The 17,374-nt window shown below is 68.7% G+C and carries 18 protein-coding genes and 1 pseudogene; 10 read left to right on the top strand and 9 right to left on the bottom strand.

From position 1 onward, the window contains the following. Window positions 1–1,338: VWA domain-containing protein (locus AWZ10_RS31480; RefSeq protein ID WP_159058408.1), on the top strand; the 1,338-nt coding region annotated here is incomplete at its 5' end. 215 nt (window positions 1,339–1,553) lie between these two features. Further along, on the top strand, window positions 1,554–3,287 hold the full coding sequence (gene metG, locus AWZ10_RS31475) for a methionine--tRNA ligase (protein ID WP_060892651.1): 1,734 nt from the start codon (window positions 1,554–1,556) through the stop codon (window positions 3,285–3,287). Window positions 3,288–3,335: 48 nt separating this feature from the next. On the opposite strand, the gene AWZ10_RS31470 is transcribed toward metG, so the two are convergent. Genes AWZ10_RS31470 through AWZ10_RS31460 form a run of 3 tightly spaced genes read right to left on the bottom strand, consistent with a single transcriptional unit; the run spans window position 3,336 to window position 6,572 of the window. Next, window positions 3,336–3,755, bottom strand: a complete 420-nt coding sequence (locus tag AWZ10_RS31470; RefSeq protein ID WP_060892650.1) for a universal stress protein — start codon at window positions 3,753–3,755, stop codon at window positions 3,336–3,338. A 1-nt stretch (window position 3,756) separates the two neighbouring features. Beyond that, on the bottom strand, window positions 3,757–5,268 hold the full coding sequence (locus AWZ10_RS31465; protein WP_060892649.1) for an APC family permease: 1,512 nt from the start codon (window positions 5,266–5,268) through the stop codon (window positions 3,757–3,759). Window positions 5,269–5,327: 59 nt separating this feature from the next. Continuing rightward, entirely contained in the window at window positions 5,328–6,572 is a 1,245-nt protein-coding gene (locus AWZ10_RS31460; protein WP_046706591.1) for a saccharopine dehydrogenase family protein, read from the bottom strand. Between the two features lie 277 nt (window positions 6,573–6,849). On the opposite strand from AWZ10_RS31460, the gene AWZ10_RS31455 reads away from it, so the two are divergent. Continuing rightward, on the top strand, window positions 6,850–7,266 hold the full coding sequence (locus AWZ10_RS31455; RefSeq protein ID WP_208618585.1) for a hypothetical protein: 417 nt from the start codon (window positions 6,850–6,852) through the stop codon (window positions 7,264–7,266). Between the two features lie 58 nt (window positions 7,267–7,324). On the opposite strand, the gene AWZ10_RS31450 is transcribed toward AWZ10_RS31455, so the two are convergent. Then, on the bottom strand, window positions 7,325–7,534 hold the full coding sequence (locus AWZ10_RS31450) for a DUF397 domain-containing protein (protein WP_060892647.1): 210 nt from the start codon (window positions 7,532–7,534) through the stop codon (window positions 7,325–7,327). Further along, window positions 7,531–8,437, bottom strand: a pseudogene (locus tag AWZ10_RS31445) (helix-turn-helix domain-containing protein). Before AWZ10_RS31445 ends, AWZ10_RS31450 begins: the two are co-directional and overlap by 4 nt. A gap of 220 nt (window positions 8,438–8,657) precedes the next feature. Between AWZ10_RS31445 and AWZ10_RS31440 the strand changes: the two are divergent. Next, window positions 8,658–9,173, top strand: coding sequence for a hypothetical protein (locus AWZ10_RS31440; RefSeq protein WP_159058407.1), 516 nt, complete (start codon window positions 8,658–8,660; stop codon window positions 9,171–9,173). A 961-nt stretch (window positions 9,174–10,134) separates the two neighbouring features. After that, complete coding sequence (locus tag AWZ10_RS31435; protein ID WP_060892656.1) at window positions 10,135–10,482, top strand: hypothetical protein; 348 nt, start codon at window positions 10,135–10,137, stop codon at window positions 10,480–10,482. A gap of 230 nt (window positions 10,483–10,712) precedes the next feature. On the opposite strand, the gene AWZ10_RS31430 is transcribed toward AWZ10_RS31435, so the two are convergent. Together AWZ10_RS31430 and AWZ10_RS31425 are read right to left on the bottom strand one after the other, a co-directional pair. After that, window positions 10,713–12,071 (bottom strand): pectate lyase family protein, encoded by a 1,359-nt coding sequence (locus AWZ10_RS31430; protein WP_425264517.1) that lies wholly within the window; start codon window positions 12,069–12,071, stop codon window positions 10,713–10,715. A gap of 190 nt (window positions 12,072–12,261) precedes the next feature. Then, window positions 12,262–12,615, bottom strand: a complete 354-nt coding sequence (locus AWZ10_RS31425; RefSeq protein WP_046704547.1) for a cupin domain-containing protein — start codon at window positions 12,613–12,615, stop codon at window positions 12,262–12,264. 522 nt (window positions 12,616–13,137) lie between these two features. Between AWZ10_RS31425 and AWZ10_RS31420 the strand changes: the two genes are divergently transcribed. After that, a complete protein-coding gene (locus AWZ10_RS31420) occupies window positions 13,138–13,992 on the top strand; it encodes a CAP domain-containing protein (RefSeq protein ID WP_408992659.1) in 855 nt (284 codons plus the stop codon). Here AWZ10_RS31420 and AWZ10_RS31415 read toward each other — a convergent pair. Both AWZ10_RS31415 and AWZ10_RS31410 read right to left on the bottom strand, forming a co-directional pair. Then, window positions 13,959–14,159, bottom strand: coding sequence for a DUF397 domain-containing protein (locus tag AWZ10_RS31415; RefSeq protein ID WP_046704545.1), 201 nt, complete (start codon window positions 14,157–14,159; stop codon window positions 13,959–13,961). The genes AWZ10_RS31420 and AWZ10_RS31415 overlap by 34 nt on opposite strands. 3 nt (window positions 14,160–14,162) lie before the next feature. Further along, complete coding sequence (locus tag AWZ10_RS31410) at window positions 14,163–15,011, bottom strand: helix-turn-helix domain-containing protein (protein WP_060892645.1); 849 nt, start codon at window positions 15,009–15,011, stop codon at window positions 14,163–14,165. A 220-nt stretch (window positions 15,012–15,231) separates the two neighbouring features. Here AWZ10_RS31410 and AWZ10_RS31405 point away from each other — a divergent pair, with 220 nt between their 5' ends. The 4 genes from AWZ10_RS31405 to AWZ10_RS31390 are packed head-to-tail and all read left to right on the top strand — an operon-like array spanning window position 15,232 to window position 17,298. Further along, window positions 15,232–15,699 (top strand): ATP-binding protein, encoded by a 468-nt coding sequence (locus AWZ10_RS31405; RefSeq protein ID WP_060892644.1) that lies wholly within the window; start codon window positions 15,232–15,234, stop codon window positions 15,697–15,699. Then, the gene (locus tag AWZ10_RS31400; RefSeq protein WP_159058406.1) at window positions 15,696–16,004 is read left to right on the top strand and encodes a hypothetical protein; all 309 of its coding nucleotides are present in this window, start codon (window positions 15,696–15,698) and stop codon (window positions 16,002–16,004) included. Before AWZ10_RS31405 ends, AWZ10_RS31400 begins: the two co-directional genes overlap by 4 nt. Next, the gene (locus AWZ10_RS31395) at window positions 16,001–16,342 is read left to right on the top strand and encodes a PadR family transcriptional regulator (RefSeq protein ID WP_037689838.1); all 342 of its coding nucleotides are present in this window, start codon (window positions 16,001–16,003) and stop codon (window positions 16,340–16,342) included. The genes AWZ10_RS31400 and AWZ10_RS31395 overlap by 4 nt, the downstream gene beginning before the upstream one ends. Beyond that, window positions 16,339–17,298, top strand: coding sequence for a hypothetical protein (locus AWZ10_RS31390; protein ID WP_060892642.1), 960 nt, complete (start codon window positions 16,339–16,341; stop codon window positions 17,296–17,298). Before AWZ10_RS31395 ends, AWZ10_RS31390 begins: the two co-directional genes overlap by 4 nt. The last annotated feature ends 76 nt before the right edge of the window (window positions 17,299–17,374 follow it).

Below are 17,374 nucleotides of genomic sequence, written 5' to 3'. Positions count from 1 at the left end.
GAGGACGCCCCGGAGCCGGTCGCCGAGGCCGAGCCCGCCGACGCTCAGGCGCCGGAGCCCGCCGCCGTGGCCGCCGATGAGCCCGTGGCCGAGGCGGAGCCGGAAGCCGCCCCGGAGACCGAGCCCGCCGTCGAGGCGACACCCGAACCGGAAGCCGTAACGGAAGAGGAAGCCGCACCGGCGTCCGAGGCCGCCCCGGAGTCCGCGCCCGAGCCGACGGCCACCATCGCGCCCGAAGCCAGCTCTGAGCCGACGACCTCCCCCGAGGCCGAAGCCGAGACCCAGCCCGAAGCCACTCCCGAGCCGGTCGCCTCCTCCGATGTCGAGGCCGAGGCCGAGGTCGAGGCCACGCCTGAGCCGGAAGCCGTGGAGGAGCCGGAGGCCGCGCCGGAGAGCGAGACTGCCTCCGAGAAGACGGAACCGGAAGCCGCGAGCGAGCCCGAACCCACCCCCGAACAGGTGGCTGCCGCCGAACCGGAAGCCGCCACCGAGCCGGAAGCCGCGCCCGAGCCGGCCGTCGTTCCGGAGCCGGAGGCCGCGCCCGAACCCGTGGCCGCAGCCGCAGCCGACGACGCCACCCCCGAACCCGCGGTCGTCGACGGTGAGGGCGCCCCGCAGGTGGCACCCGCAGCCGACGACGAAAGCCGCACGGCTGGTGCGGGTGGGAAGACCGAGGGGGCCGAAGGCGGAGCCGAGGTCGCCGTGCCCGCGAGCCTGCGCACCGCGTACGACGCCGCACGGGCCGTACTCGGGAAGCGGGACCTCACCGACGCCCGCGCCAAGGTGTACCTCGTCCTGGACAGGTCCGCGTCGATGCGCGGCTACTACAAGGACGGCTCGGCACAGGCAGTCGGTGAGCAGACCCTCGCCCTCGCCGCCCACCTCGACCCCGGGTCCCCCACCGTCCCCGTCGTCTTCTTCTCCACGGAGCTGGACGGTACGGGCGAGCTGACCCTCGACTCGTACGACAACAAGGTCGACGAGCTGCACGGCGGACTCGGACGCATGGGGCGTACCAGCTACCACGTGGCCGTCGAGGAGGTGCTCGCCCAGCACCAGAAGGCGGCCGACCCCGGCACCCCCGCCCTCGTCGTCTTCCAGACCGACGGCGCCCCGGACGCCAAGACCCCCGCGAACCAGGCGCTCGCGGAGGCCGCGAAGAGCCACCCGGCCGTCCACTTCGCGTTCGTCGCGTTCGGTGACCCGGAGAACAAGGCCTTCGACTACCTCCGCAAGCTGAAGACGGACAACACGTCCCACTTCCTGGCGGGCGAGACCCCGCGCGAACTCACGGACGCCGAGGTCTACGAGGGCATCCTGGCCACCTGGCGCCCGTAACCGCGGGCGGGCAACCGCACGCCCCCGGGTACCCCGCACCACCAGGCATCACCCCGCACCAACCGTGCCGCCCGCTTCCCACCCGTTAAAACGGGAGGCGGGCGGCACACCCATGTCGGCTACGATTTCAAGGTTCCGTAGACGACCAGGCCGACAGACCGACAGGCCGGCCCGCACGATCGTCACCCCACGCATCGACATGGGAGCAGCCCGCGATGGCTCGACACCTCATCACCAGCGCCCTTCCGTACATCAACGGGATCAAGCACCTGGGCAACATGGTGGGGTCCATGCTCCCGGCGGACGTGTACTCCCGCTATCTCCGCCAGCGCGGCCACGACGTCCTGTACATCTGTGCGACGGACGAGCACGGCACCCCGGCCGAGCTGGCCGCGAAGGAGCGGGGCCTGCCGGTCGCCGAGTTCTGCGCACAGGCGCACGACGCGCAGAAGGCCGTCTACGACGGCTTCGCGCTCGCCTTCGACTACTTCGGCCGCAGCTCCAGCCCGCAGAACGTCGAGATCACCCAGCACTTCGCCCGCCGGCTGAAGGAGAACGGGTTCATCGAGGAGCGGGCCATCCGCCAGGTGTACTCGCCCACCGACGGCCGCTTCCTCCCGGACCGCTACGTGGAGGGCACCTGCCCGCACTGCGGCTACGACAAGGCCCGCGGCGACCAGTGCGAGAACTGCACGCGTGTCCTGGACCCCACGGACCTGATCGACCCGCGCTCGGCGATCTCCGGCTCCACCGACCTGGAGGTCCGCGAGACCAAGCACCTCTTCCTCCTGCAGTCCAAGCTGCAGCACGAGGTCGAGGCGTGGGTGGCGGCCCACGAGGAGGAGTGGCCGCACCTGTCGTCCTCCATCGCCCGTAAGTGGCTGAACGAGGGCCTGCACGACCGCGCCATCACCCGTGACCTGGACTGGGGCGTCCCGGTCCCGGCCGACACCTGGCCGGAGCTGGCGGCGCAGGGCAAGGTCTTCTACGTCTGGTTCGACGCCCCGATCGAGTACATCGGCGCGACGAAGGAGTGGTCGGACGCCGCCCCGGACGGCGAGAACCGCGACTGGAAGTCCTGGTGGTACGAGGCCGACTCCGGTGACCACCCGGTCCGCTACACGCAGTTCATGGCGAAGGACAACGTCCCCTTCCACACGGTGATGTTCCCGGCCACCGAGCTGGGCATCCGCGAGCCGTGGAAGAAGGTCGACTACGTCAAGGCCTTCAACTGGCTGACGTACTACGGCGGGAAGTTCTCGACCTCGCAGAAGCGGGGCGTCTTCACCGACCAGGCGCTGGAGATCCTCCCGGCGGACTACTGGCGCTACTTCCTCATCGCCAACGCCCCCGAGTCGGACGACTCGTCCTTCACGTGGGAGCACTTCACCGCCACGGTCAACAAGGACCTCGCCGACACCCTCGGCAACTTCGTCAACCGCGTGCTGTCCTTCTCCCGCAAGCGCTTCGGCGACGAGGTGCCCGCGGGCGCGGCGGCCGGTGAGCCGGAGGCGAAGCTGGGCGAGGAGATCGCCCGTCTCCTCGCCGAGTACGAGTCGCAGATGGAGGCCCTCCAGTTCCGCAAGGCGGCGGCCGCGCTGCGTGCCCTGTGGTCGGCGGGCAACTCCTACCTGGAGGAGAAGGCCCCCTGGCTGGAGATCAAGACCGACCAGGAGGCCGCGGCCCTCACCCTGCGCACCGCCATGAACCTGATCCACCTCTACTCGGTGGTCTCCGAGCCCTTCATCCCAGCGTCCTCGGCCGCCATGCGCGCCGCCTTCGCCCTGCCGAACGACACGGCGGCCTGGGTGACGGCGGAGGAGGCCAAGTCCCTGACCTTCGTCCCGGCAGGCACCCCCTTCACGGTCCCCCCGGTCCTCTTCGCGAAGCTGACGGAGGACGACCTGGAGGCGTACAAGGAGCGCTTCGGCGGCACGCCCGAGCAGTGACCACGCCGGTCACCACGTAGGACCGCTCCACCCCGTTCTCCGCGTGCCTCATTCCTCCTCGGTCGGCACGCAGAGGACGGGGAAGTGGGACAGGTGCAGGAGTTTGTGCGGGGTCGAGCCCAGCAGGGCTCCGCGCATGGGGCTCTCGCCCCACGTGCCCACCACGATGAGCCGGGCCTCGTGGCGGGTCGCGGCGTCGATCAGCGCCTGCGCCGGCTTCTGGTCGATGATCTCGACGAGGGTCGGTACGCCGGCCGCCTCCGCCGCCGTGACAGCGTGTTCGAGTGCGACGCGTCCGGCCTGGTGGAGGGCGTCACGGTGGGTCCGGTACTCCTCGCCCCTGCCGCCCGGGACCGCCGCACCGAAGACCAGCACGAGGGGCTCGCCGTAGTTGGCGGACACCTCGATCGCGACCCGCAGCGCGCGCAGGGCGCCCGGTGACTCGTCGTATCCGAGAACGATCGGCATCTCAGGACTCCTTGCCCTGTCCATGGACGAGCCGGGGGTCGGCCACGCCCGGACGTTCCGACCAGAAAGCGGGGGTCACCAGGCGCAGCACGACCATGAGCACCACGCCCGTGAGCGCGATGCCGATGCCGATGACGAGCGGCGGGCCGAGCCCGAACCAGGAGACGCCGCTGTAGGAGTTCGCGGGGTCGGCCATGTCGGAGACCGATTCCACCAGCAGCCACGCCAGCAGTCCGGCGCCGGCCAGGGGGCCGAGGCCGATGAGCAGGAAGTGGTGGACGCTCTCGGTCAGATGGCGGCGGTAGTAGACCGCGCAGGCGACGCCCGTGAGCGCGTAGTAGAACGCGATCAGCAGCGACAGCGCGGTGAGCGAGTCGAAGAGCGCGTTCTCGCTGATCTGGTTGACGACGACGTACCAGGCGATGGCGATGGCGGCGACCCACCACGTGCTCACGTCGGGCGTGCGGAAGCGCGGGGCGATGTGCGCGAAGTGCGCGGGCAGCGCGTGCCGGCGGGCCATCGACAGCGCCGTGCGGGACGCCGGGATGATCGTCGTCTGCGTCGACGCCAGCGCGGACGTCGAGACCGCGAGCAGGACGACCCAGTCCCAGCCGCCCATCACCTCACCGGCGAGCAGCGCGAAGATGTACTCCTCGTCGTCCGCGTTGTCGGTCAGGTAGGCGGTTCCGGCATAGGCGACGACCGCGTAGCCGACCGATACATAGGTCACCAGCAGAATGACCGTCGACCAGACACCCGCCCTGCCGGGAGCGGTGGCGGAGTCCTCGACCTCCTCGGTGAGGTTGACCGCCGACTCCCAGCCCCAGTAGATGAACACGCCCAGCAGCAGGGCCGCGGTGAGCGTCGCCCCGCCGGCCCCGAAGGGGTTGAGCCAGCTGAGCGACGGATCGACGGAGTCGAGGCTGCCCGTGTCGGCGTAGACCCGGTAGAGCGCCACCACCGCGAAGGCGAGCAGGCAGACGACCTGGGCGAGGATGAGGACGTTCTGCACCTTGGCCGAGACCTCGGTGCCGATGACGCACACGGCCGTCATCACGAGGATGAGCAGCACCGCGAGCGACTGGCGTACGACGTCGTTGTCGGCCCAGCTGTCGAGGCCGAAGGCGAGCAGCGCGAAGCTCACGGCGACGTCCGCCAGCGATCCGACCACCAGGACCCCGGTCATCGTGATGGCCCAGCCGCCGAGCCAGCCGGCCCACGGCCCCATGGCCCGGGTGACCCACGAGAAGGTCGTACCGCAGTCCTGGTCGACCTTGTTGAGGTAGTAGAACGCCGACGCGATCAGCAGCATCGGCACGAACGAGGCGACCATCACGCCGGGGGCGTAGATGCCCACGAGTGCCACGACCGGGCCGATGACCGCCGCCAGCGAGTACGCGGGGGAGGTCGCGTTGAGCCCGATGACGAGCGCGTCGACGAAGCCGATCGCGTCGGGCTTCAGTCCGTCGGGCGGGCGTGCGTCAGCGGTGTCGTCGGCGGTGTCGTCGGCCATGGTCCCTCGCTCCGGTTGTAGGTGAATCCAGACAACAGGGGGCTAAGGGACTTTCTACGCTATCCAGGCTCGCTCGGGACGTCCTCGCGCATGCCCCACGGCGAGCCGTACTCCGTCAGCAGGTCGAGGAACGGCCGGGGAGGCAGCGCTTCGGGGCCGAGCACACCGCTGCCGTGCCAGGCTCCGGACGCGATGAGTTCGAGGGCGACCACGGGGTTGATCGCGGTCTGCCAGACCACGGCCTGGGAGCCGTACTCCCGCATCGACCACTGGTTGTCGACCACGTGGTAGAGGTACACCTCGCGGGGCCGCCCGTCCTTGGTGCCCTTGACCCAGGTGCCCGCGCACGTCTTTCCGCGCATACGGTCCCCGAGGCCGGCCGGGTCGGGCAGGCACGCGGCGACGACGTCCCGCGGGGAGACCGCGGCCTTGCCACCTCCCGTACCCACGGTGACGGGGTCCGTGCGGTCGAGCCCCAGCTTGTGGAGGGTCTTGAGCACGCCGATGAACTCGTCGCCCAGGCCGTACTTGAAGGTGACCCGCTTCGCCTTCAACCACCGGGGGACCAGCAGCACTTCCTCGTGCTCGACGTTGACGCACTCCACCGGCCCGATGCCCTCCGGGAAGTCGAAGACCTCCGGCTCGCTGAAGGGCGGCGTGGTGAACCAGCCGCGGCCCTCCTCGTAGACGACCGGCGGGTTCAGGCACTCCTCGATGGTCGTCCAGATGCTGAAGGAGGGCGCGAAGTCGTATCCGTCGACGACCAGGTCGGCCCCGTCCCGGATGCCGATCTCCTCGATCCCGTCCTCGTCGAACAGCTCGTCGGCGGCGTACCGGGCGAACACGTCCGACAGGCCGGGCTCCACACCCATGCCGACCAGCGCGAGCCGGCCCGCCGCCTCCCACTCGGCGGCCCGTTCGAACTGGGCGTCGCCCAGCTTGACGCCGCACTCCTCGTAGGGGCGGCTCGGGTGCGGCCGGGACAGGGACATCGCCATGTCGAGGTAGTGGGCGCCGTGGGCGAGCGCCGCGTCGAACAGCGGCGGGACGAACCGTGGATCGGTGGCGTTGAGCAGCACATCGCAGCGATGCTCGGCGAGGGCGGCCCGTACGGCGCCGGTGTCCGACGCGTCGAGCCGCACCGCCGTGAACCTGCCCCCGTCCTCCCTGAGCGCCGCGACGGCCGACTCCGCCCGCGCGGGGTCGTAGTCGGCCACCACCATGTGCTCGAAGAACGCCCGCCGCGCCGCGATCCTGACGACCGCCCCGCCCACGCCTCCCGCCCCGACCATGAGAACTCGCACCGCGCAGCACTCCTTCGTCCGGTCCGTCGTGCTCGTCCCGCCGTCGGCGGAAGCATTTCCCCGCCCGTTCGGTGATCCGGGACGATGTCAGCCGAATTCTCCCGCGAGGTGCCTGATCCGGCGATTCCTCACGCACCGTACGATCGATTCCGCGGGTGCCGACCACACGATCGGCGTCCCGGTGCCCGGGAGTCATCACCTGCCCCACACGCCGACGGCGGGGAGCAGTTCCGAGGCTTCCTCTCGGGCACATCGTTCCCCCGGTCAACGCGTCACCGTGCACCGCCGTCCCTGGGTGGTCACCGACGTCGTCCGCTCGACCGCCGCGAGCGACGACCCGGCGCGTGCCGCAGAAGCCGCCACCACTCACCTGGTCAAGCTGTCCTCCCTGGAGAGCGACGGCCGGGACGAGGAACTACGGGTCGTGTGGGAGCTGGAGCAGGCGACGGGTGTCCACGACCAGTACGAGCTGCCGTCCCCTCACAACGGCTTCGACGAGCCCGGTCGGCTGGACGCCTTCCTGGACGCGGTGCGCTGGGGTGCCATCGCCTCCACCGACAAGACGGCGCTCCAGGCCCCGTTCCGCTCCGGCGTGGGTCTCGGCAGGAGGGTCGAGGCCGGGCTGGTGATGCAGGAGCTGATGCTGCGCCACCGTGCCCCCCAAGGGGTCGAAGAGCCCGACGCCCTGTTCTGAGTACGACAACGCGCCCCGTACTCGCGACCCAGGCACGGGGCGTGTGCAGGTGAAGAGGTCAGCTTCCCGACGCGTACGCCACGAAGTCCGCCCACGGGTCCGGGGTCAGCGCAAGCTGAGGGCCTCCGAGACTCTTGGAGTCACGGACGTGGATCGTGGTGGGGGTGGCAGCGATCTCGACGCACGAGTCGCCTTCGCTGCCGCTGCTGTAGCTGCTCTTGAACCACGCCAGGCTCGAGGCGTCCCCGGCCGAGGTGTCGCGGATCATGTCTCCCCCAGCAGTTGCTCGATGAAGGCCGTCGACTCACGTGGAGTGAGAGCCTGAGCCCGGATGATGCCATATCGCAGTTCAAGGATACGGAGTTGCCTCGGTTCGGAGACCGGTCTGCCGTTAGCCATGACCGGCGAGCGTCCCACTGCCGAGCCGTCAGCAAACTTCAGCACCTCGATTCCGCCATCCACTCCGGCGTGCTCCTCGCGATCCATCGGCATCACCTGAAGCTCGATGTTCCGCAACTGCCCGGCCTCCAGCAGGTACTCAAGCTGGCCGTGCAACAGCACCCTCCTTCCAAGTGGACGCCGCAACGTCCACTCCTCCAGGACGAAGCTGACTTCAGGCGCCGGGTTCCGCTCAAACACTGCCTTGCGGGCCACACGCGCGGCGATGAACCGCTCCACCTCGTCCTCGGTGTACGCAGGGCGCCGCATCAGGAGCAGCCCCCGCGCGTACTCCGGCGTCTGCAACAACCCGTGGATGTTCAGCGGATCGTAGAGCTGAAGCTCAACCGCTCGCGCCTCCACGCCGCCCCGTGCCCCTCCCCTCCCTGCCCGTTCTGCGCCAGGTCCCGAACCTTCTTCGGATACCGGACCCTGGCCACATCCTCCTTCATCGCCGAAAGCAACCCACCCGCCCCCAGCACCTCGTCCGCCCTGTCCAGATACTCACCCGAGGGATCCGCTTACCGCCCTCGATCTTGTAGACCAGGTCCTCCCCATACCCCACAGCCACCCCGAACTCGGCGGCCCGCATCCCCACCGCCTCCCGCCGCAGCCTGAGCTGTCGCCCCACGGTGGCGACGACCGCCACTCCCCAGTCGTCGTCCGGGTCGACCTCCCACCCCGGCTCGTCCGCCTCGCTCTTGAGTCGTCGTACCTCGCCGTCCACCGACATACCGCACCCCTCCGTCGTACCTCCGTGCCGCAACGCCCGTACCCCTACGGCCGGTACCGACAGCCCGGGCAGCAGTGGACAAGCTCCGGATACGACCGCGAGCATAAGCAACGAATCACCGCCGGAAAGAGCAAGAAGCATCGCCATGACATTTGGGGGAAGAATGGCCCGGTCTGGGACAATCCTGGCGTCTTCTACTCCTATTAGAGTCGCCAGCGCCATGGCCCTTGCATCAGTTCTACTGGCTGCGTGTACGAGTGAAAAATCGGCTCCGGTACGCGGCGATGCCCTTTACGGAGGGTTGCAGTCCCAAGGCGTAGTGGGCAGCGACCAGGCCAAGGTGGGGCAGGACTGGTGGTTCGCGCTCCCGGTTCCCGTCAATAAATCATCCAAAGAAATAGAGATCACTGAAGTTTCCTTGGTGGATATACCCAGGGGAATCGAGGTGGTCGAATATGGCGCCTACAGCAGGGATGACACGGAAGGGCTGGCACTGCTGGTGCTCGAAGGGGAGCCTCATATGCCGGAACTCGACCGACTCAAGAATCACATCAGAGAATCGGTCAAGGTTCCCGCGCGCCAGGAGAGCGACATCTACTATCTCGCCCACTTGAAGATCACGGCTCCGCCGGATCAATCCGTTCGATACTGCAGGTTTCAATACGTCCAGGGTGGTAAGAAGTACACGCAGACACTCGACTGCGAGGTCGACCTGAGGACGAAAAAGAAGGCGTAATGGCTGCGAGTTTCAGCCCCTTGCACCGGTGACTATATGTGCATGTAAGGTCCTCGACACTTTTCAGTGTCGAGGACCTTATATGCGGCATGGGCATCCTGTGACTCCAGTGCTCCGGAGTTTTCTGGACCACCGGCGCACCCAGACGAACTTGATATGTCGCCTGGAGCGATATATCAAGCGGTTCTCGCGGGAGGTCACATGTCCAGGACGCTGGTCGACATCGACGACGACATGCTGGCCTTCGCCCAGCAGCAGCTCGGAGCCAAGACGAAGCGGGACACCATCAACCGCGAGTTGACGATAGCGGCAGCGGGTCAGCGCGGACGACCGGGCCCGGGCACTGCGGTGGCTCCAGGAGAACGCCGACGCGTTCCTCGACTTCGACGCTCTCGAAGAACGGGAGCGCTCCGGGCTGTGACCTACCTCGCCGACACCTCCGCCGTCTGGCGGCTGCTGCGCCGCCAGATCGGCACCCCCTGGCCCGACCGCGTGGCGCGAGGCCTCGTCGCCATCTGCCCGCCGGTCGAGGCCGAGCTGATGCCCGGCCTTCGGGCCGACCGCGACTACGAGCCGTTCTTCACCATGCTCGGCCAGACCTTCGGCTGGGTACCCGCGCTCGACGCCCCATGGCCGAAGATCATCGCCGTACAGAGGGACCTGGTGGGCATCGGACATCATCGCGGACCGTCACCTGTCGGCCGGTCGGTGCCTGCGGCTGTACCCGCGCAACGCGCTGCTCTGCTTGCTGGCCCGCGGCACCTGGTTGCCGTACGGGGACCTGTACCACTTCGCGCACTTCGCGCACCCCGCCGTGCGCTGGAACTACCTGCCCGCGCTGGAGAGATCCCTGCACGGCCCCAGCTACCGGCCGCACGCGCTGTTGCTGGGCGACTCCGCCGTACTCCGCCGCCACCGCCGGGCCCGGATACTGTGGCCGGGGCACCCCCTGGAGGTCACCATGAGTACCCAGGCCGATCACGGACATGAGCTGATCCCCCCTCCCGAGCAGACTCCTGATGCCCTGCGCGCCGCCCTCGCCGTCGTTGACCCGAGCCGTCTGGAAGAGATGCAGAGGACGAAGGACGAGGCCTTCGCCAAGGCTGTCGAGTGGCAGTCCCTGAGTCCGGTACAGAGCTGGGTCCTCGCCTGGGCCAGGGACATCGAGATCGGCCGCCGTCCCGGGCTGGCCGCCCGCCATGCTCACACGAAGATCAACCTGGCGCACGAGGCTCCCGTCGTCGCGCAGGAGGCCCTACGGGAGCTGAGCGCCGTACTGGACGAGGCCATGAAGGCAATGCGCGGGTGAGCTGGAAGTGGGAGTACGCCTTCGGCGCGGAGGAAGCCGCCCGCACTGCTCCTTCCGGCTTTCTCACCGCCGTAGAACGGAAAAGCGGACGAGCTCGTCAGGGCGGCGGAGGCCTTCCACTGGCTCTGATCCCTCACCCTCACGCACCCGTCGGCGACCCCGTTCTGCGGACATGGTGACGCCGCCCGGCCACCGGAGAAGTGTGGCCGGGCGGCGTCACGTACGTGGGGTCAGGAGAGGGTGCCCGCGCCCGTCGTGCCGGTCAGGTCGGTCAGGAGGTTGGTGACCGTGGTCTGGAGGCCGGTGGTGAGGGCCGGGGTCCAGTTGACCGTCGTCTTGAGCTTCTTCGACGAGTTCGCGGCGTTGTACGCGGCGACGAGGTCGGTGGCCTTGCCGTTGACGATGTTGCCGGTGCCGGCGACCGAGCCCGTCCCGTCGCCGCTCAGCAGCTTGGCGACCTTGGCGTCGGCGGGGATCTTCCAGACGTTGCGCTCGGCGACGACCTGGGCCTTGGCCCGGGAGTCGAGGCTGTACTTGGGGGCGTAGCCGTTGACCGTGGTGGTGTCGTAGACGTTGTTGTAGAGGTGGATCTGGCCGATGCGGGCCAGGGGCGCCCGCTGCACGATCCCCTTCCACAGGTTGTGGTGGATCGTCACGCGCAGCTTGCCGGTGGAGTCGGTGTCGCTGCTGCCGATCAGCATCGTCTTGTCGTGGTTGAGGAACTGGTTGCGCTCGACGGTCACCAGGTCGGAGCCGTTGGTGATGTCCAACGCACCGTCGTGGACCTGGTACTTGCGGCCGAAGTGCGTCGCCTCGGTCTTGTCGAAGGTCGGCGCGTCGGTGAACGTGTTGTGGTCCGCCCAGACGTTGGTCGCGCCGCGCAGCGTGACCGAGTCGTAGTTGGAGTTCCACTCGCCGGACGAGCCGTCGGTCGGGTCCCACTGCGGGAAGCAGTCCTGGGTGTCCGCGAAGGTGAGGTTGCGCATGACGACGTTCTTGACGTTCTGGACCAGGACGCTGCCGCCGAGGATGCCTGCCTTGGTGCCGGGGACGCCCACGATGGTGGTGTTCGACGGCACCCTGAAGACGATGCTCTGCTTCTGCTTGTTGGCGGCGGCCGCGCGCGCGGTCTCCTGCGTACCCTTCGGCGCCTTCTTGCCGTACGTCGACGGATCGAACGCCTTGAGGTAGGCGGAGAGCGAGTAGCCGGTGCCGGAGGCGTAGTCCGCGCAGGTCAGCTTCTTGCCGGAGTCGTTCGTGTTGGCGTCGATCGTGCCCTTGACCTTGATGATCCGGGGCGTGGTGTCGGTGGCGGAGCCGAGCGCCTTCACGAGCTGCGCCCGGGTCGACACCGTGAAGGTGTGCGCCGCGTCGGCCTTCGTACCGCCGGTCGTACCGGAACCGGACGCCGCCCAGCCGTCCTTGGCGGGCAGTACCTGGTGGTAGAGGTCCACGGTGGGGTTGGCGTTGGCGTTCATCACGAGGACGCCGGCGCCGACAGCGGCGGCCACGGCTGCGGCGGAGACCATGAGGGTCCGGCGCGTGCGGAGGGACCGGCGGTGGGACAGGCGCGGGGAGGCAGAGGCCACGGATGAGTCCTTACGTAACGTACGTGATTCGGGGGAACACGTGGTTCGTGTGGAGCCCCCCGTGAAGGGAGTTCCGACTCATGGGTGGTCGCGGGTCCGGGATAGGTTGCCGCCGAACTGAACTTCTTCGGTAGTCACTTGATGGCTACCGGTTGATGGCTACCGGTTGATCGCTGCCGGTTGATCGCTGTCACTTGATGTGGTCCAGCACCTCCTGGAACTCCTTCGTCGGGGAGAACTCCACGAGTTCGACGTCCTCCAGTGCCTCCGGGCAGTGCCCGGGGCCCCAGTAGTAGGCCTGTCCCGCCTCGTAGAAGTCCTCGCCCTCCCCGGTGCGCATCCGCAGCCGGCCACTGACGACGAGTCCCCAGTGGGGGCACGGGCACAGGTCGTCGGGGAGTCCCTTGAGGGCCGGGGTCATGTCCAGGCCCTTCGGGAGCTTGAGGAAGGCGACGCTCATGCCGCCGCCCATCTCCTGGATGCGCACCTCCAGGCCGTCGCCCTCGATCTCGACGGGGGCTTCCGTCCGCGTGACTGCCGTCATGACTCCTCCACGGCCGATCCGCCGCGGGGCCTCGGGAATCTCCCTGCCGGGATTCGCTCTTTCGGGAACCCCGCACTTTCCAGTCTGCGCCTGCCTCACACACACCTCGAATCGGCGTGACATGCGTCACGACCGAAATGCGCCCGATGGAATCGATCGACCTGCTTTTCCCCGGCGACAAATTGCTTCTTTCACATCCCAATAGGGGTTCTTGCCGCCACAGGTGCCTAATTCGACTGATCATCCGGATCGGCGACGCCTTGCCCGCCGACCCGCCGTAACGGCTTTCTGCCTGGTCCCGGCTGCGCGCAAGGGGGCTGAGCGGGTGCGCCGACGGCTGGGTTCGTACGCCGTCCGGCCCCCGCGAAACGCCATCGACACCGCCCCGGCAGTCGCACGGGCGTTCGTTGCCCGGCGCGCCCGGCGGTCCGCATAATGACCGGGCTCGCCAGGGCGGCGGCCAACCAGGGGGTCATTCAGGACCAGAGCCGGACGAATTCGGACCACTCAGTGAGGCCACGCATGTCACGTATGAAAAGTCATCGCCGGAAGACGAAACGCTCGGAGACGAGGCATCCGAGAACGAAGCGCCGGAAGATAGCCGTCGCCACCGCCGTCGTGCTGGTCGTGGGCGCCGTGGGTATCCCCACCGCAGCGCTGGTCGGCGGCGACGGACTCGGCGGCTGGAGCAGTGTGGCGTCCTCCTGGTGGGGAGGGAACAAGTCGGATCAGGCTTCCCCGGAGCCCTCGCGCACACCCACCCCCTCCGCGACAGAAGCCTCCGCGAGCGCCTCCCCCACACCGTCGCGCAAGAAGCGCCCGTCGCGCTCCCCGAGCCCGAGCGCCTCCCCTTCGAAGTCCGGCAGTCCGGCCGCCAAGTCCACCCCCGACAAGGCCGACACCCCGGACAGGACAACCTCACCTCCGACCGCCCCCAAGGCGAACAAGGCCACGAGGTCCGACACCACTACTCCCACCACCTCCGCCGGCGACACGGATTCCGGCCCCACGGCCCGTGTACTGACCCTGGTCAACGCCGAACGCGACAAGGCGGGTTGCTCGCCGGTGACCGTGGACACAAAGCTCACCAAAGCCGCGCAGGACCACAGCCAGGACATGGCCGATCACACGAACATGTCCCACACCGGTTCCGACGGCTCGTCCATGAGCGACCGCCTCGCCCGCGTCGGCTACCGCTTCAGCACGGCGGGCGAGAACGTCGCCGCCGGCTACGGCACCGCCGAAAGCGTCATGGACGGCTGGATGAACAGCCCCGGCCACAAGGCCAACATCCTCAACTGCGCGTTCAAGGAAATCGGCATCGGCCTGGCAGGACCGGGCAACTACTGGACCCAGAACTTCGGCTCACAGGCGTAGCCACCGAGGTGCCGTATGAGGGCGGCGGCGCCGTGGCGGGTGACGGGGAGTATTCGGGAGGGGTCGTCGCTCTCGCGGAGGAGTATGCGGGAAGGGGAGAGGGCGAGTTCGACGCAGTTCGTGCCGTCGGATCCGCTGGAGAAGCTGGACTTCTGCCACTGGGTCACGTTCTACAACTCCTTCGCGAGACGGTGGATGTAGTCCCGGGATGGTGCGGGGTCGAGCGACACCCCGGCCACTCTACGAAACAGCACGCGCATTGCCTTTAGATGTGCGGGAGCATCCATGAAGGCGGGCCCGTACGTGGTGTCCCGCTGTGCCGTGTCCAGCGCGGGGACGCGGCCTCCCGCATAGATCAACTCCGCGCTCGCCCCCGCGAATCCGTCGACGTCGAACGGAATGACTCGCAGGGTGACATCGTGATTCTCGGACAGTGCGAGGAGCGAGTCCAGTTGAGTCCGCGCCACGCTCCGGTCGGCGACCCGGGTGCGCAACACGGGCTCATGCAGCACCGCCGTGTACGGCGTTTCCTCGCGCCCGAGAACGACCTTACGGCTCATCCGGTGCTCGACGCGTAGCTCCACTTCGCTCTGCCGGAGCTCGGGGCGCCAGTACGTGTACACGGCCCGCGCATAGTCCTCGGTCTGCAGCAACCCCGGGACATGGGCGGTGGCGATGTCCTGGAGGTACGTGGCGTGGTGCTCCATCTCCGCCAGATCCGCGAAGATCGGAGGCAGCGCACCCGCGAACTTTTCCCACCAGCCTCGCGTCCGATCTGTCGCCATGGCCACGAGTGCTCCGACCAACTCCTGGTCGGTGCAGGTGTAGTGAGCCGCCAGCTGTCGTACACGCTGTTCGCTGACACCCGCGATGCCCGCTTCCATGTGGCTCATCTGCGCCGATGTCGACCCGAGGAACCGCGCCACATCCCGGGCGGTCAGACCGGCGGCCTCCCTCAGCCTGCGCAGCTCCGTGCCCAGTCGCACCTGACGCTCGGTCGGCTGACTCCTCGGCGGCATGCGGACCTCTTCCTCAACAAGCCGTACCGGCATCCCACTTATGAGGGGCAGACTACGCAACCGGCTCGCGGCGGCACAAATTAATGCCATACCTTCAGTGACGCGCCGCACACCCTGCGGAACCACCGGCCCCCGGAAGCGCACCGCCCCGTCCTGCCACGGCGGGTTGCGGCAGGCCACCGGCCGCCCCCAACTCCCCCGCCAGCCAGAGGAGTCACGCATGCTCGCCAGCGGAGAGCCCACCGCCGAATCGACGCCCCGCCCCGACGACCCCTGGACCTACACCCTCACCATCCCCAACGACCCCCGCGCCGTCACCATCTGCCGCCGCACCCTCCGCCTGATCCTGACCCTGCACGGCCTCCCCCACCTCACCGACGCCGCCGAACTCCTCACCACCGAGCTGATCACCAACGCCGTACGGCACACCAAGGGCCCGGCAGCCATAAAGCTCCGCTGGGCCGACCCGGTGCTGCGAATCACCGCATGGGACACGGCACCGCGACGCTTCGCCCGCGCCCTCGCTCCCCGAGCCCCCGACCCCACCTCCGACACCGACACCGGCCGCGGCCTCGCCCTCGTCGAGGCCTGCGCCGAGAACTGGGGGTGGTTCAACTCGATCCACACCGCCGAACCCCACCGCACGGACGGCAAGTTCGTCTGGTGCGAACTGACCGCGGCGGTGTGAACGTTTCTCCTCGCTCGAAAGGGCGATCACTCCCCAGTGCCGCATCAGGCAACGTTCGCCCTGTTCACGACCTTGCGGAGGCGTTTGTCGGCGGCATGTTCGTTTCGCCAGATGATGCAAATGACATTCCGCTCGGGCCGGACCAGGTCGCGGTGAGCATCCGCCAACGCCGCGCGCGCGTCGAGGAGACCGCCGTGGCGCCCGCCGGCCGGGAGAGGGTGACGCTCGCCGCGGGCATGGAGGCGCTGCCGGTCACCCATCGTTGGCAGATATATTTCGTAGCTCGATATATGCTCGACGCATGACCAGACAGAATCCGCCCTTGACGGAACCGCAGTACTTCATCCTTGCTGCGCTCATGGATGGTCCGTTGCACGGTTACGGCATCATCAAGGCTGCCGAGCAGGCCACCGACGGGCGGCTCCGGATCGCTGTCGGCACTCTCTACGGCGCGCTGGAGCGGATGGAGCGGGCCGGGCTGGTGGCCGCCGGCCATGAGGAGATCGTGGACGGGCGGGCGCGGCGCTACTACCGGCTCACCGAGGACGGCACCGAGGCGCTCGGCCGGGAGGCGCTGCGGATGCAGCAGGCAGCGGCCGTCGTCATCGGACGCTCGCGGGATGCCGGAGCGGCCCCGGCATGAATCGTCTGCTGCTTGCGGTCTATCCCTCTCCCTACCGTTCCCGGCAGGGAGAGGAGGTGCTGGCCTGCCTGGCCGAGGCGTATCCCGGCCGCTCCTGGCCCCCGCCGCGGGAAGTTGCCGCCTTGGTGCGCGCCGGGGTGCGGGCCCGCGCCCGTGCCACCGTTGACGACACGGCCCGGCCGTGGTGGCTGGACGGCATCCATCTGGCCGCCCTGGCCCTCGCCGCGCTGGCGCTGGTTCCGTACTTGCAGGATGTGTGGCACTGGGCACTGCACATCGACCCCGGGCAGCACGCCATCGCCTTCCCCTTCTCCGGCTGGTACCCGTGGGCGCAAGGTCCCGGCGGCCGGACACGGCTGTTGCCCTACGGGCTGCTTCCGCTGGGCTGCCTGATCGCCCTGCTGCGCGGCAGGGCCTGGATCGCACTGCTGACCGCAACGGTGATGATCCATGCCGGTGCCAGGTTCAACAGCACTACGTTCTTCGGCGACGAGGGCAAGGCGGGCCTGAGCTACTACGGTCTCGGCGCCCCGATAACCGCCCGAGACCTGGTGCTCTCGGGGACACTGTGCGCCGCGTGCGCCGTGCTGGCGCTCTGCCGTCCCAGCCGCCTGCGACGCCGCTCCTACCGCTGGCTGGCCCCCGTCGTACTCGCCATGTTCATTGCCGGGAGCCTGCACATCATCTCCGTCAGTCCGGCTTTCCAGCGAGGCTTGTTCGTCCTCGAAGCCACCGCGCTGCTCGGCGCGTGGGTTGCGACGGCAGCCACCGGCGACCACCGGTGGCTGATCCCCGTCGCGGCGGTCGCGATCGTCCGCACGCAGGCGATCGTCGTCCGGCCGGACGCGTTCATGCAGTCCTTTCCGGACCTGGTCGTCTTCCTCCTGCTGATCGCACCCCTCCCCGCCCTGGCGATCACCGCCCAGCGCCGACAGGGGCGGGCACTCGCCGAATAGGAGCGGACCCCTGGTGGGCCGGCCGAGCCCGGCGGCCCACGTCGTGCCGCAAGACGTGTGTGGCCGAAATCCCCCC

It is taken from the genome of Streptomyces europaeiscabiei, from assembly GCF_001550375.1.
Classification (GTDB): domain Bacteria; phylum Actinomycetota; class Actinomycetes; order Streptomycetales; family Streptomycetaceae; genus Streptomyces; species Streptomyces europaeiscabiei.
The sequence above is the reverse complement of the archived record's forward strand: the minus strand, read 5'-3'. Positions and strand labels throughout refer to the sequence as shown.